Origin of the sequence: Aeromonas sp. R7-2 (assembly GCF_040908105.1) — a bacterium.
GTDB classification, from domain to species: domain Bacteria; phylum Pseudomonadota; class Gammaproteobacteria; order Enterobacterales; family Aeromonadaceae; genus Aeromonas; species Aeromonas caviae.
In genome coordinates this window covers 386,969-400,682 of record NZ_JBFODC010000036.1, presented here as the reverse complement: position 1 = coordinate 400,682, position 13,714 = coordinate 386,969, and the positions used below count along the sequence as shown (strand labels likewise).

At 61.4% G+C, this 13,714-nt stretch carries 15 protein-coding genes and 1 pseudogene; 7 read left to right on the top strand and 9 right to left on the bottom strand.

Annotated elements, in window-relative coordinates; translation table 11 throughout:
• Positions 1-16 precede the first annotated feature (16 nt).
• The 5 genes from rbfA (at position 17) to AB5Y47_RS17255 (ending at position 5,481) form a co-directional block, all read left to right on the top strand.
• Positions 17-451, top strand: a complete 435-nt coding sequence (rbfA, locus tag AB5Y47_RS17275) for a 30S ribosome-binding factor RbfA (protein ID WP_010675366.1) — start codon at positions 17-19, stop codon at positions 449-451.
• A 1-nt stretch (position 452) separates the two neighbouring features.
• Complete coding sequence (gene truB, locus AB5Y47_RS17270) at positions 453-1,403, top strand: tRNA pseudouridine(55) synthase TruB (RefSeq protein ID WP_041215670.1); 951 nt, start codon at positions 453-455, stop codon at positions 1,401-1,403.
• 135 nt (positions 1,404-1,538) lie between these two features.
• On the top strand, positions 1,539-1,808 hold the full coding sequence (gene rpsO / locus AB5Y47_RS17265) for a 30S ribosomal protein S15 (RefSeq protein WP_010675364.1): 270 nt from the start codon (positions 1,539-1,541) through the stop codon (positions 1,806-1,808).
• A gap of 180 nt (positions 1,809-1,988) precedes the next feature.
• Positions 1,989-4,127, top strand: coding sequence for a polyribonucleotide nucleotidyltransferase (pnp, locus tag AB5Y47_RS17260; RefSeq protein ID WP_029314766.1), 2,139 nt, complete (start codon positions 1,989-1,991; stop codon positions 4,125-4,127).
• A 142-nt stretch (positions 4,128-4,269) separates the two neighbouring features.
• Positions 4,270-5,481, top strand: coding sequence for an MFS transporter (locus AB5Y47_RS17255; protein WP_043153227.1), 1,212 nt, complete (start codon positions 4,270-4,272; stop codon positions 5,479-5,481).
• Positions 5,482-5,484: 3 nt separating this feature from the next.
• On the opposite strand, the gene AB5Y47_RS17250 is transcribed toward AB5Y47_RS17255, so the two are convergent.
• Positions 5,485-5,838, bottom strand: coding sequence for a DsrE/DsrF/TusD sulfur relay family protein (locus AB5Y47_RS17250; RefSeq protein ID WP_043153224.1), 354 nt, complete (start codon positions 5,836-5,838; stop codon positions 5,485-5,487).
• Positions 5,839-5,998: 160 nt separating this feature from the next.
• Between AB5Y47_RS17250 and AB5Y47_RS17245 the strand changes: the two genes are divergently transcribed.
• Entirely contained in the window at positions 5,999-6,391 is a 393-nt protein-coding gene (locus AB5Y47_RS17245) for a DUF1090 domain-containing protein (protein ID WP_039041125.1), read from the top strand.
• Between the two features lie 191 nt (positions 6,392-6,582).
• On the opposite strand, the pseudogene AB5Y47_RS17240 reads toward AB5Y47_RS17245, so the two are convergent.
• The 3 genes and pseudogenes from AB5Y47_RS17240 to yegQ all read right to left on the bottom strand — a co-directional run.
• A pseudogene (locus AB5Y47_RS17240) lies at positions 6,583-6,678 on the bottom strand (ferredoxin); the annotation flags it as partial.
• Between the two features lie 21 nt (positions 6,679-6,699).
• Positions 6,700-6,948, bottom strand: coding sequence for a YfhL family 4Fe-4S dicluster ferredoxin (locus AB5Y47_RS17235; RefSeq protein ID WP_010675358.1), 249 nt, complete (start codon positions 6,946-6,948; stop codon positions 6,700-6,702).
• 1 nt (position 6,949) lies between these two features.
• Positions 6,950-8,314: a tRNA 5-hydroxyuridine modification protein YegQ gene (yegQ, locus tag AB5Y47_RS17230; RefSeq protein ID WP_010675357.1), complete on the bottom strand. Its 1,365-nt coding sequence runs from the start codon at positions 8,312-8,314 to the stop codon at positions 6,950-6,952.
• A gap of 443 nt (positions 8,315-8,757) precedes the next feature.
• Here yegQ and AB5Y47_RS17225 point away from each other — a divergent pair, with 443 nt between their 5' ends.
• Positions 8,758-9,684, top strand: coding sequence for a L,D-transpeptidase family protein (locus AB5Y47_RS17225; RefSeq protein ID WP_041212511.1), 927 nt, complete (start codon positions 8,758-8,760; stop codon positions 9,682-9,684).
• Between the two features lie 72 nt (positions 9,685-9,756).
• Here the strand turns inward: AB5Y47_RS17225 and AB5Y47_RS17220 are convergent, their stop codons facing one another.
• The 5 genes from AB5Y47_RS17220 to AB5Y47_RS17200 form a co-directional block, all read right to left on the bottom strand.
• Positions 9,757-10,062, bottom strand: coding sequence for a type 1 fimbrial protein (locus AB5Y47_RS17220; protein ID WP_174219044.1), 306 nt, complete (start codon positions 10,060-10,062; stop codon positions 9,757-9,759).
• A 223-nt stretch (positions 10,063-10,285) separates the two neighbouring features.
• The gene (locus tag AB5Y47_RS17215; RefSeq protein WP_043153219.1) at positions 10,286-10,663 is read right to left on the bottom strand and encodes a VOC family protein; all 378 of its coding nucleotides are present in this window, start codon (positions 10,661-10,663) and stop codon (positions 10,286-10,288) included.
• 141 nt (positions 10,664-10,804) lie between these two features.
• Positions 10,805-12,145: a TldD/PmbA family protein gene (locus AB5Y47_RS17210; protein WP_049636565.1), complete on the bottom strand. Its 1,341-nt coding sequence runs from the start codon at positions 12,143-12,145 to the stop codon at positions 10,805-10,807.
• Positions 12,145-12,252 (bottom strand): hypothetical protein, encoded by a 108-nt coding sequence (locus tag AB5Y47_RS17205; RefSeq protein WP_010673741.1) that lies wholly within the window; start codon positions 12,250-12,252, stop codon positions 12,145-12,147. The genes AB5Y47_RS17210 and AB5Y47_RS17205 overlap by 1 nt, the downstream gene beginning before the upstream one ends.
• Positions 12,252-13,652: a TldD/PmbA family protein gene (locus AB5Y47_RS17200; RefSeq protein ID WP_049636564.1), complete on the bottom strand. Its 1,401-nt coding sequence runs from the start codon at positions 13,650-13,652 to the stop codon at positions 12,252-12,254. Before AB5Y47_RS17200 ends, AB5Y47_RS17205 begins: the two co-directional genes overlap by 1 nt.
• Between the last annotated feature and the right edge of the window lie 62 nt (positions 13,653-13,714).

Here is a 13,714-nt window from a genome sequence, read left to right as displayed (position 1 = left end):
TATCGCAGGATAGAATATGGCCAGAGAATTCAGCCGGACCCGTCGGGTCGGACAGCAGATCCAGCGTGAAATCGCGCTGATCCTGCAGCGCGAGGTGAAAGACCCGCGCATCGGCATGGTGACCGTCTCCGACGTGGAGGTCTCCAAGGACCTCAACTATGCCAAGGTTTATGTCACCTTCTTGCAACTGGAGAATGACGCCGAGCGCATCAAGGAAGGGCTCAAGGGCCTGACCGAGGCTGCCGGTTACATCCGCAGCCTGCTGGGTAGCGCCATGCGTCTGCGGGTGGTGCCCGAGCTGCGTTTCTACTACGACCAGACCCTGGTCGAGGGGATGCGCCTCTCCAACCTGGTGACCAACACTGTGCGTGAAGACAAGCGTCGCATGACTGAAGCCGGTCGTGACGAAGAGCAATCCGCACCGGATGACACGACTGAGGATAACGCCTGAGATGTCTCGTAGACGTCGTTTCAAAGGCCGTGACGTACACGGCATCCTGCTGCTGGACAAACCGACCGGCCTGACTTCCAACGATGTGTTGCAGAAGGTCAAGCGGATCTACAACGCCGCCAAGGCTGGCCATACCGGCGCCCTGGACCCCCTGGCCACCGGCATGTTGCCGATCTGCCTCGGGGAGGCCACCAAGTTCTCCCAGTATCTGCTGGAAGCGGACAAGCGCTATGAGGTGACCGCCAAGCTGGGCGAGCGCACCAATACCAGCGACTCCGACGGCGAGGTGGTCTCCACCCGTCCGGTGAACGTGGCCGTGGGTACCCTGATCGAGGCGCTGGACCAGTTCCGCGGCCCCATCATGCAGGTGCCGTCCATGTACTCCGCCCTCAAGCACAACGGCCGTCCGCTCTACGAATATGCCCGTGAAGGGATCGAGATCGAGCGGGAAGCCCGTCCCATCACCATCTTCGAACTCAAGCTGCTCGGCTTCGAGGGGAACGAGGTGAAGCTGGAAGTGCATTGCAGCAAGGGTACCTATATCCGTTCCCTGGTGGACGATCTGGGGGAAGTGCTGGGCTGTGGCGCTCACGTCACCCAGCTGCGTCGCACCCAGGTGGCGAGCTACCCCTACGAGCGGATGCTGACCCTGGAGCAGCTCGAGTGTATCTTCGAGCAGGCCAAGGCCGAAAGCATTCCGCCACGGGAGCAGCTGGATCCCCTGTTGCTGCCGATGGACACCGCCGTGGCCTCTCTGCCCGAGGTGAACATGCTGGTCGCCGTGGCCGCCTATGTGAACCAGGGTCAGGCCGTGCAGGTGGCAGGTAGCCCCCAAAGCGGCCAGGTCCGCATGACGGTTGGCCCGGAGCGCGAATTCATCGGGGTTGGCGAGATCGATGACGAGGGGCGCGTGGCGCCCAAGCGTCTTGTTCGCTACCACGACGAGGAGTGATCCTCAGGCGGTATCGGTCTGTCACGCGTCTTTCCCGTTGCGAAAAGGGGCGGGGACGATTATGATACCGCCCTCATTTCACGGCTGAATTAGAGATTGGCTGTGAACCTTTAAACACTCTACTGGAGTAATACCATGTCTCTAAATGCTGAGATCAAAGCTCAAATCGTTGCCGACAACGCTCGTGGCGCCAACGACACCGGTTCCCCCGAAGTGCAAGTTGCCCTGCTGACTGCCCAGATCAACCATCTGCAAGGTCACTTCAAGGAGCACGCCAAGGATCACCACGGTCGTCGCGGTCTGCTGCGCATGGTTTCCCAGCGTCGTAAGCTGCTGGACTACCTGAAGCGTAAAGACGTTCAGCGTTACGCTGCTCTGATCGCCAAGCTGGGTCTGCGTCGTTAATCGACCATCAGATTTCGCAAAAAAGGGGAACCGCGAGGTTCCCCTTTTTTATTGCCCGTTTCAAACAGGATGCAGGCCGTTGCCTGCCTCACAGAATTGACGTCCGCGCTTACCTTTTGATGCGAATCAAGTATACTTGCACGCGAATTTAAAGCGCCAAATTGTTAAAAGGAAATTCACGTGAATCCTATTGTAAAGTCATTCCAGTACGGTCAACACACCGTCACACTGGAAACCGGTGTGATGGCCCGTCAAGCCACTGCGGCCGTTATGGTCAGCATGGACGATACCTGTGTCTTCGTGACTGTCGTTGGCAAGAAAGAGGCCGATCACGGCCGTGATTTCTTCCCGCTGACCGTCAACTATCAGGAGCGTACCTATGCTGCTGGTCGTATCCCGGGTGGTTTCTTCCGTCGTGAAGGCCGTCCGAGCGAGGGTGAGACCCTCATCTCCCGTCTGATCGACCGTCCCATCCGTCCGCTGTTCCCGGAAGGCTTCCTCAATGAGGTTCAGGTGGTTGCCACCGTCATGTCCGTGAACCCGGCCGTTTCTCCCGACATCGTTGCCATGATCGGTGCCTCCGCGGCCCTGGCCATCTCCGGCATCCCGTTCGGCGGCCCGATCGGTGCAGCCCGCGTGGGTTACATGAACGGCCAGTACGTGCTGAACCCGACCACCACCGAACTGCCCCAGAGCGATCTGGATCTGGTGGTTGCCGGTACTGCCAATGCGGTGCTGATGGTGGAATCCGAAGCGGCCATCCTCTCCGAAGAGGTGATGCTGGGCGCCGTGGTCTACGGTCACGAGCAGATGCAGACCGTGATCAACGCCATCAATGAATTCGCTGCCGACGTCGGTACCAAGCCCTGGGACTGGACCCCGCCTGCCGTCAACGAAGCGCTGAAAGCCAAAGTTGCCGAACTGGCCACAGCTGAACTGGGTGAAGCCTACCGTATCACCGAGAAGGCTGTTCGTTACGAAACCATCGCTGCCATCAAGGGCCGCGTGGTCGAGCAAGTCATCGCATCCGGCGTGGAAGAAGATGCCAAGAAGATCGGCGAAGAGTTCCACAGCCTGGAGAGCCGCATCGTCCGTGGTCGCGTCGTACGTGGTGAGCCGCGTATCGACGGTCGCGATCCGGAAATGATCCGCGCCCTCTCCGTCGGTACCGGCATCCTGCCCCGTGCCCACGGTTCTGCCCTGTTCACCCGTGGTGAAACCCAAGCCATCGTGGTCGCCACGCTGGGTACCGAGCGTGACGCCCAGAACATCGACGAGCTGACCGGCAACCGCGCCGATCGCTTCATGCTGCACTACAACTTCCCGCCCTACTGCGTCGGCGAGACCGGCATGATGGGCAGCCCGAAGCGTCGTGAAATCGGTCACGGTCGTCTGGCCAAGCGCGGCGTTGCTGCCGTGATGCCGAGCGCCGCCGAGTTCCCGTACGTGGTGCGCGTAGTCTCTGAAATCACCGAATCCAACGGTTCCTCCTCCATGGCGTCTGTCTGTGGTTCCTCCCTGGCGCTGATGGATGCCGGTGTGCCGATCAAGGCCTCCGTTGCCGGTATCGCCATGGGTCTGGTGAAGGAAGAAGAAGGTTTCGTCGTGCTGTCCGACATCCTGGGTGACGAAGATCACCTGGGCGACATGGACTTCAAGGTAGCCGGTACCAGCGAAGGTGTGACCGCGCTGCAGATGGACATCAAGATCGAAGGCATCACCAAAGAGATCATGGAGATTGCGCTGAAGCAAGCTCGTGGCGCTCGTCTGCACATCCTGAAGGTGATGGACGAAGCTATCCAGGCTCCCCGTGCCCAGATCTCCGATTTCGCACCGCGCATCCACACCATCAAGATCAATCCTGAGAAGATCAAGGACGTGATCGGCAAGGGTGGTTCCGTGATCCGTGCCCTGACCGAAGAGACCGGCACCAACATCGAGCTGGATGATGACGGTACCGTTCGCATCTCCGCCGTGGCCAACGAAGCCGCCATGGAAGCGATCCGCCGCATCGAGGCCATCACCGCCGAGATCGAAGTGAACCGCATCTACGAAGGCAAGGTCGTGCGCCTGGCTGACTTCGGCGCCTTCGTCAACATCCTGCCGGGTAAAGACGGTCTGGTGCACATCTCCCAGATCACCGATGCCCGCGTGCAGAACGTGGCCGACTTCCTGAAAATCGGTGACGTGGTGAAGGTGAAGGTACTGGAAGTGGACCGTCAGGGCCGTGTGCGTCTCTCCATCAAGGAAGCGAACGCACCGACAGAAGCGGCTGCTGCTCCTGCTGCCGTTGCCGTCGAAGAGCCGGCTGCCGAATAAGGCTGCCGTATGTGAAAGAGCCGACCCTTGGGTCGGCTTTTTTGTGCCTGTCGCCCGGCATGGCGCAGATTGTCTCCTTGTTCCTTTTGGCGCCCCTTGATATAAGGGACGGCCCCGCTTCGTTGGCAAAAGGAATTGCAGCATGTCATGGGCCTACCTCAGGCAGTTTCCTTCCCTGGTCTGGATCGTCATCCTGGGCACTTTCATGGTGCGTACCACCTTCTTCATGGTCTGGCCCTTTCTCTCCATCCTGCTCTACCGTGACTACGGACTTTCGGCGACCCTGATAGGCCTGATCCTGGGGGCCACGGCGGCGCTTTCCACGCTTGTCAGCTTCTATGGCGGCTGGCTCTCGGACAAATGGGGGCGGCGCAACATCCTGCTGTTCGGCTGCCTGGTGTCCGCCGCCAGTGTGGCCCTGCTCGGCCTCTCCCACCAGGTGGGCTGGCTGGCACTCGGGGTGATCGGCAGCGGACTCTCCTACGGACTCATCGACTCACCGGGCAAGGCACTGATGGCCGACAATCTGGCCGAGCCCAAAGCCCGTGAGCTGGCGCTGCACCTGCGTTATTTCCTGCTCAACCTGGGGGCGGCCATCGGTCCTCTGCTCGGCGTCACCTATGGCCTGAGCGCGCGTCAGGAGACCTTCCTGTTGCTCAGTGCCAGCTATCTGCTGCTTGGCATGGTCTTTGTCATCGGGTTCAGGCTGGCGGGTTGCCACACCAGCCAGGCGGCCGGGCCCGGCATGCGTGCCGTGCTGCGGGTGCTCTGGCAGGACAGGGGGTTTCTGCTGCTGATCATGGCCAATCTGCTGCTGATGCTGGTCTATGCCCAGTTCGAGTCGCCCCTCATCCAGTATCTGACCCGCGCGGGGACGCCGGAAGTGGAGCGGCTCATCGGCTGGCTGGTGACGACCAATGCGCTGACCATAGTGATGCTGCAGTTCCCCCTGCTGCACCTGACTGCCCGCTGGTCCACGCGGCGCAAGCTGCAACTCGGGGTGGCGCTCTTTCTCGGTGCCCAGTTGCAGTTTGCGCTGGGGGATACCGCCATCTGGTGGCACTGGATAGTGGCGGTGATCCTCTTGAGCGTCGGGGAGTGCATCCTCTTCCCCTTGCTCAATGTGTTGATCGATCAGATGGCGCCTGGTCATTTGAAGGGGAGCTATTTCGGGGCGGCCTCCATCTCCGGACTCGGGGTGGCCATGGGGGCCTTGCTGGGAGGCTGGGTGCTGGCCCACTGGGGCGGGAGCTGGCTTTATGCCCTGATGGCGCTGCTCTGCCTGGTGATCCTGATGCTCTATGGTCTGAGTACCCGGACCTCGCGCACTGCGCTGGTCCGGGCCGGGCCCTGACGGCTAAAAGGTCAGCACCTTGTCGGCGGCCAGAGTCCATTGAGCCAGCAAGGGGAGGGTGCCTATCTCTATACCCTCGACAAGGGGTAGCGGGGTGATGCCGCGCGCATCGGTGCAGCTCTTGCAAAGCCGGATCCGGGTGCCCTGAGCCAGCAGTATCTCCAGCATCTGGCGCAGGTTGTAGCCCTCGGCCGGAGCCTGCCCGGCCAGAGCAGCAGTGACGGCATCCGACATCAGGAAGAGGTTGAGGTCTACCTTCGCCTCCTCTTTAAGGGCGATGCCGAGGCGCAGGGCATTGAACAGGGACTCGCTGCCATAGGGGGCGCCGTTGGCAATGATGAGAATGTGTTGGGTCATGTGGCTCTCCTGATTGAAAGGGCCATTGTAGCCTCGGCGAAAGCGGCCCGGCATGATGCAGAGCACACTCTGTCGTAGCCCGGCCCCATGTGTCTTGACCTCACACAGGGAGTCAGGTCTCATGGACGGCCATCCAGTATGACAGAACAAAGAGGTTGTTATGTGGAAGATCGCCGGAATAGGCTTATTGTTGTTGGCCGGACAAGCCTATGGTAGTGAAAACATCGGCTGCAAGGCCAGACAGCAGGCCGTGACGGATCAGCTTGCGTTCGCCAGGGCGCACAACAATCAGGAGCAGGTAGCCGGCCTTGAGCGGGCACTGCGCAACCTGGAGGCCCATTGTACCGATGCCGGGCTCCTTGAGGAGCAGCAACGCAAGGTGGTCAAGCAGAGGGAAGAAGTGGAAGAGCGGCTGGCCGAGTTGCAGAGCGCACGGGTATCGGGCAAGCCGGACAAGATTGCCAAGAAGCAGTCCAAGCTGGAGGAGTCCCAGGCCGAGTTGCTGGAAGCCCAGCGCGAACTCGAGGCGCTGCAAAAACTGGTCAAACCCTGAGGGAAGGGCAGCGCAATAGAAAAAGCCGGGCATGCCCGGCTTTTTCTATTTCTGGATAATGCACCCGCGAGTGTCAGACGCTGACTGCCTGTGCATCCGCACGAACTTCTCCATCAACTGATCTTCGGTTTCCACCCTATGGACGGGATCCCGGAGGATGCCGTCCATGGGGCGCAGACGCTGATACAGGCTTACTGCCTGTGCATCCGAACAAACTTTTCCATCAGCTGATCTTCGGTTTCCACCCTATGGACGGGATCCCGGAGGATGCCGTCCATGGGGCGCAGACGCTGATGCAGGTGCTACAGCTACTGCCTGTGCATCCGCACGAATTTCTCCATCAGCTGATCTTCGGTCTCCACATGGGCGGGATCCCAGATGATGCAGTCGATAGGGCAGACGCTGATGCAGGTGGGCTTCTCATAGTGGCCGACGCATTCGGTGCAGCGATCCGGGTCTATCTCGTAGATCTTGCTCCCCAGGGTGATGGCCTGGTTCGGACACTCCGGATCGCACATGTCACAGTTGATGCACTTGTCGGTGATGAGCAGTGCCATCTCAGGCCGCCGAGTGAGGTTGACGGGTATCCTCGCGCTCGCCGAGGTTGCGCAGCAGGATGCCGTAATTCACGTCGATCTCCTTGGGTACCGGCACGTAGACCACGTGGCCGTTGCCCGGTGCGGTGTCGATGAGCTCGCCCTTGCGGTTCTGCATCTGCTCCAGGTTGAAGCTGAGGTTGCCCTGGGGGGTCATCAGCTCCAGGCTGTTGCCCAGCAGGAACTTGTTCTTCACCTCGACCTCGACCATGTCACCGTTGCGACCGGTGATCTCGCCGACGAACTGCTGGGTGTCGGAGACGGAGTAACCGTAGTCGTAGTTCTGGTATTCGCTGTGGTTGTGACGGCGCAGGAAGCCCTCGGTGTAGCCGCGGTGGGCCAGGTTCTCGAGGGTGCCCATCAGGGTCGGATCGAACGGACGGCCAGCCACCGCATCGTCGATGGCCTTGCGATAGACCTGTGCGGTACGGGCGCAGTAGTAGAAGGACTTGGTACGGCCCTCGATTTTCAGCGAATGAACGCCCATTTTGGTCAGGCGCTCGACGTGCTCGACGGCGCGCAGATCCTTGGAGTTCATGATGTAGGTGCCGTGCTCGTCTTCAAACGCGGTCATGAACTCGCCCGGGCGGTTGGACTCTTCCAGCAGCACCAGGGCATCGGTCGGCTTGCCGGCGCCCAGGGTCGGATCCACCTTCTGCACGGCGATGGGCTCCTGGCGGTGGACGATCTGGCCCACGTCATCTTCCTTGCCCTCGTGCACCTTGTACTCCCAGCGGCAGGAGTTGGTGCAGGTGCCCTGATTGGGGTCACGCTTGTTGATGTAGCCGGAGAGCAGGCAGCGGCCGGAGTAGGCCATGCACAGCGCCCCGTGGACGAAGACTTCCAGTTCCATCTCCGGCACCTGCATGCGGATCTCCTCGATCTCGTCGAGAGACAGCTCGCGGGAGAGGATGGCACGGGTCAGTCCCATCTGATGCCAGAACTTCACCGTGGCCCAGTTGACCGCGTTGGCCTGCACCGAGAGGTGGATAGGCATGTCGGGGAAGGCTTCGCGCATCATCATGATGAGGCCGGGGTCGGACATGATGAGTGCATCCGGCTTCATGTCCACCACGGGGCGCATGTCGCGGATGAAGGTCTTGAGCTTGGAGTTGTGGGGCTGGATGTTGGCCACCACATAGAACTGCTTGCCGAGGGCATGGGCCTCGTTGATGCCGAGCTGCAGATTCTCGTGATCGAATTCGTTGTTGCGTACCCGCAGGCTGTAGCGCGGCTGGCCCGCATAGACGGCGTCTGCGCCATAGGCATAGGCGTAGCGCATGTTCTTGAGGGTCCCGGCAGGGGAGAGCAATTCTGGTCTGAACATGTTGGACTCTTTTATCTGATTGCAAATCAGGACGGCGCCACCTGATGGCGTCGTGTGGGTTCATCGGTGGCGCGACCGTCTTCGACGCACGGCCATCCGATGGGGGCACATCGGAGCAGGAGGTGACTCGATACTCCGGATATACGGGGTGCGAGATTGTACTCGTGACCGCCTCGTCATGCAATTTGGGACGGCCTTGGCATGTCTGCGCCATGTTCATTTTACGCTCAGACTGGGGTTGCTAGAGTGCAAGGGGTGAAAGATGCCCCTGAGTTGGCTGTGAAATGGATCTTTTCGGCGAAAAAGACCATCTCCAAGTTGAAATTTTGCCCTGCTCGGGAAAGAATGCGCGCTCGGTTGTTGGTCCCCGGTGACGGGCCCACAAGAGACCGATGATGAGCAGGGCAAAGGCCCACAGGAACAGGAAACCATACAGGAATTTTATGAATCCCCTTCGCATTGCCGCTTCGGCTCTTTTATGTACGCTGGCGCTGGTCAGCCAGCAGGCCGCCGCCGTTGAATACCAGCTGCCTGCAGCCAACAGCCGCCTGATCGGTGAGAACCAGGAATACGTGGTGCCCGCAGACAACCGTCCGCTGGAGCAGATCGCCTCCGACTTCCAGCTGGGTCTGACCAACATCATGGAAGCCAACCCCGGCGTCGACCCCTACCTGCCCAAGGCGGGCAGCACGCTGATCATTCCCCATCAGCTGATCCTGCCCAACGCTCCCCGCGAAGGGATCGTCATCAACGTGGCGGAGATGCGTCTCTACTACTACCCGAAGGGCAAGAACGTGGTGCATGTGCTGCCCATCGGCATCGGCCAGCTCGGGGTCAACACCCCGGAGAACTGGATCACCAAGGTTGAGCGCAAGCGTGCCAACCCGACCTGGACCCCGACCGAGAATATCCGTCGCCGCTACGCCGCCCAGGGCAAGACCCTGCCCGCGGTCTGGCCGGCCGGCCCGGACAACCCCATGGGCCTGCACGCGCTCTACATCGGCAACCTGTACGCCATCCACGGCACCAACGCCACCTTCGGCATCGGTCTGCGGGTGAGCAGCGGCTGCGTGCGCCTGCGCGCCGACGACATCAAGTACCTGTTCGATCACGTGCCGGTCGGCACCCGCGTCCAGTTCGTCAACCAGCCGGTCAAGACCACGGTCGAGCCGGATGGCGGTCGCTACATGGAAGTGCACGAGCCGCTGTCGCGCACCGAGGAAGAGTTCAACTCCACCGCCTCCGTGCCGCTGCCCATGACCCCGGCTACCACCCGCTTCATCGCCCATGCTGACAGCGATTCCAACGTGGTCAAGCAGGTGCTGGAACAGCGTACCGGCATCCCGACCCGCCTCAATCCAGAGGCGTAATGGCCGGCAAGTGCAGTTAAACAACAACGGCGACCATCAGGTCGCCGTTGTTGTTTCTGGGATTGGTGAGGTTCATTCGTAGCTGATTGTGATAATCGCCATGGTTTGGCGCGAGTCAATCCACCGATAGGAAACCTGGTTGGTGGCGAGACGCTGTGGCGACTGTTGTGCCAACTGTCTCAGATTGAGGGTATCTGTCGTTTGCTGTGGACCCGAGAGACAGGTGACCTGCACCCGATCCTGTTGCTGCTTGATGTGGCAGGCATCTTCAACGATTGCTCCGCTGAAGGTAATGTGCCCAGTACTGGTTGCCGACCTCGCCTGTGCCATCGATATACCCAAGCTGGCGCAGGTGAGTGCTACTACGATTGGCTTCATGCAGACCTCCAAATTGTCTTGCTCGCAGGTAGAAACCACTTTTCATGGCCTGTACTGCCAATATCGACCCGGTCAGTGAGAATGTGAGTGTTATTTGAGTGGCTGCAACGCAGCCCGACTCTGGTGGGTTAAATGACAAAACAGGGCAACCCAGGGATTGCCCTTGCTATGGCCGGCTGCGAGTGACCAGGCAGAGGGTATCCCGAGGAAGCTTTCATCTTCCTCAGGTGGTCGGTGGGGCATAGAGGGCCAGCCAGTTGCCTTCGGTATCCTCGATGATGACCCGGGAGCCATGACCACTGCCGATGCTGTGCAGAGGCTCCAGCACCCGCCCGCCGAGCCGGGGGACCAGCAGTTCCGCTTCCTGCAGCCTGTCACCGAGGGAGAGATAGATGAGGGGACCGGCACCGCCGGGCTGGTGATATTTGTCCATGGGGCCGAGACAGGCCGCCGCGTTGCTGCCGTCGTGGCGCAGCATGGCAAAGCGCATGGTCTCTTCCTGGATGGGGGTGACCTGCACATCGAGCAGGGCCGAGTAGAAGTCCATGGCGCGATCCAGATCCCGTGTCGGAATGTCGGCCCAGACCAGGGTGTTGTCCATCGTCGTATTCTCCAGAGTTCCCGGCCAACGCGGTCGGTGGCTCTTTGAGGTTAGAAGTGGCTGTCGGGGGGCGCCATGGATAAAAAAAGCGGCGCCTGATGGCGCCGCTTGAAGGGGGAAGAGCCGAGTAAGGCTCCCCTCTTATTTGCCGGCAATGCTGAGCCCGCCAAAGCGGATCAGCGGGGCATAGAAGTCCTTGCCATCGTCGTGGTGCAGCTGGTTGCCGACCGCTTCCAGCTCCCCGAGCAGACGATAGAAGTTGCCCGCCACCGTGATGCCGCGTACCGGTGCCACGCGCTCGCCATTTCGGCAGAGGAAGCCGGAGGCGCCGAACGAGAAGTCGCCGCTCACCGCATCGGCCCCGGAGTGCAGGCCGTCCAGCTTGACCAGCTCCAGGTACTCACCGCTTTGTACCTCGGCCTCGCCGTGGGGGCCGAGCCCGAACACCAGGTGACGAGGGGCCACGTCCAGGGCACTGCGGGCACTGCGGGCGGCTGCACCGTTGCTCGTCACGCCGAAGTGGCGGGCGGTGGCGCTGTTGTGCAGCAGGGTCTTGAGCTCCCCCTCGCCGATGAGCAGGAGATCCGAAGTGGCGGCCCCTTCGCCGTCAAACGCCTTGATCTTCATGCCCCCCGGCATATAGGCACGACTCTCCAGGGTGAGCCAGCGAGAAGCCACGCTTTGGCCCAGCTTGTCGCGCCAGGGGTTGATCCCCTGCTGGGCCCACTTGCCAGACAGTGCGGACTGGAAGCAGCCAAACAGGCTGGCAAAGCAGTGGGTGCTGAAGATGACGCTGTAGCGACCGCTCGGCACCGCCTCACCCATCAGCAGGCCATCGGCCACGGCGTGGATCTGGCGGATGAGAGGCTGGCTCTCCAACTCGTCGAAGCGCCGTGCGTACTGTCCCTGGTAGTGCATGGACTGGCGGCCCTCTCGCTCGATGAGAGCGGAGCTGTGGCAGCCGACGCTGAACTCCTGATGTTCGCAGACGCTGCCCTGGCTGTTGGCAAGCCAGAAGCGGCTCTCCCCCTCGAAGAAGCCGTTGTAGGGGGCGCCGGTCACGTCCGGCAGGGCCAGCATGTCGGACTCGAGGCGCAGGGTCAGGGCGATCTTCTCTTCCACCGCCGTGGTGTCGGCCTGATGTATCTCGGCGCAGTCGGTGATGAGCCTGCTCTGCTGCACTGTGATGCGCTGATCCGGGTCCACCTTGGCGAAGCGGCTCGCATCGAGCGCATCCTGCACCATGGCGTCCAGGGCCGACGCGTCGAGGGACTCGGAATAGGCGATGCCGACCCGGCCTTCCTTGATGAGGCGAATGCCGATCTGCTGGCTGCTTGTGACCTTGTATTCACTGAGTTCGCCCTTGTCGGCCTTGAGGGAGAAGGCCTTCTCCTGATTGGCGATGACGTCTGCCTCGGCACCCAGATCGGCGACCTGGTCCAGCAGACGGGCAAGCAGTTGGTTCATGTCGAGTTGGCTCATCAGGCGTTCCCTCCGACCAGGATATTGTCAACCTTGAGCGGTGGCTGGCCGACTGAAACGCGAATGAGGCGGGAGATGGAACCGCACAGAGTGTCATGGATGTTCATCAGGCGTTCCCTCCGACCAGGATATTGTCAACCTTGAGCGGCGGCTGGCCGACCGAGGCGGGAATGGAGCCGGAGACCGAGCCGCACATGCCGGCGGAGAGGGCCAGATCGCGCCCCACCATGGAGATCTCCTTCAATACCTGCGGGCCGGTGCCGATCAGGGTGGCCGACTTGAGGGGCCGGGTGATCCTGCCCCCCTCGATGAGGTAGGCCTCCTGCACGTTGAAGTTGAACTCGCCGGTACCGGGCTGCACAGAGCCACCCCCCATCCGCTTGGCATAGATGCCGTGTTCCACGGTTGCCAGCATGTCGTCGAGGCTGTAGTTGCCCGGTTCGATATAGGTGTTGCGCATGCGGGAGGCGGGGGCGAACTTGTAGGATTCCCGGCGCCCGGAACCGGTGCGGGCGTAGCCGGTGCGAAGGGCCCCCATTCTGTCCACCAGGAAGCCGGTCAGCACGCCGTCCTTGATGAGCTGGGTGTGCTGGGTCGCCATCCCTTCGTCATCGACGTTGATGGAGCCCCAGGCGTTGCCCTGCAAGCCCTCGTCCACCGCGCTGACCGCGGGGTTGGCGATGAGCTGGCCCATCTTGTCGTGGAACACGGATGCCTTTTTGGCCACCGAGGTGGTCTCCAGCAGGTGACCGCACGCCTCGTGGAAGATGACGCCGCCAAAGCCGCTCTCCATGATGACCGGCAGCTTGCCGCTCGGGCAGGGGGCGGCTCCCAGCTTCACCAGTGCCTGGCGGGTGGCGGTGAGAGCCAGCTCGCGGGGATCGATGCTCTCGGCATGCTCCCATCCCTTCATGGCACCGGGGGCTTCATAACCTACGCTCTGCTCGCCCCCGTCCAGGGCGATGGTCTGGGCCATGATGCGGTTGTAGTGGCGGCGATCGCTCACCTGCACCCCTTCGCTGTTGAAGATCTCCACCTCCTGCTCCCAGCCGAGCACGTTGCCCGAGAACTGGCTCACCTTGTCGCTCTCGGCGCGGGCCGCAGCGTCCATGGCATGCAGGTAGGCGATCTTCTGCTCCAGCAGCTTGTCGGCCGACAGCGGCAGAGCGATCGGGTTGCGGTCGGTCAGGCGGGTGAAGTCAAAGGCGGTGACGGTGACCACGGGGTCACGCCTGTCCTTGGCCGCCAGCAGGGTAACGATGCGCAAGAGCTCGTTGCGATCGGCCAGGTTGGTGTAGCCGTAGAGCACCTTGTGGCCGTAGCACAGGCGAACGCCGATACCGAAGTCGAGACCACCGCTGATGTTCTCTATCTGGCTGGAGAGCAGGCTGAGCTGGCTGCGGCGCTTGCGCTCCACAAACAGCTCGGCGAAATCGGCACCCAGCGCCAGCGCGTGATCGAGCACGTCGCGGGCGATGGCGGGGGCCAACAGGGAGAATGAAGTCATAGAATATCCTTTTCTGGTCTGTCCGTTTGCTTCCGACACCCGGCGTTGTGTTGTTATGGGGT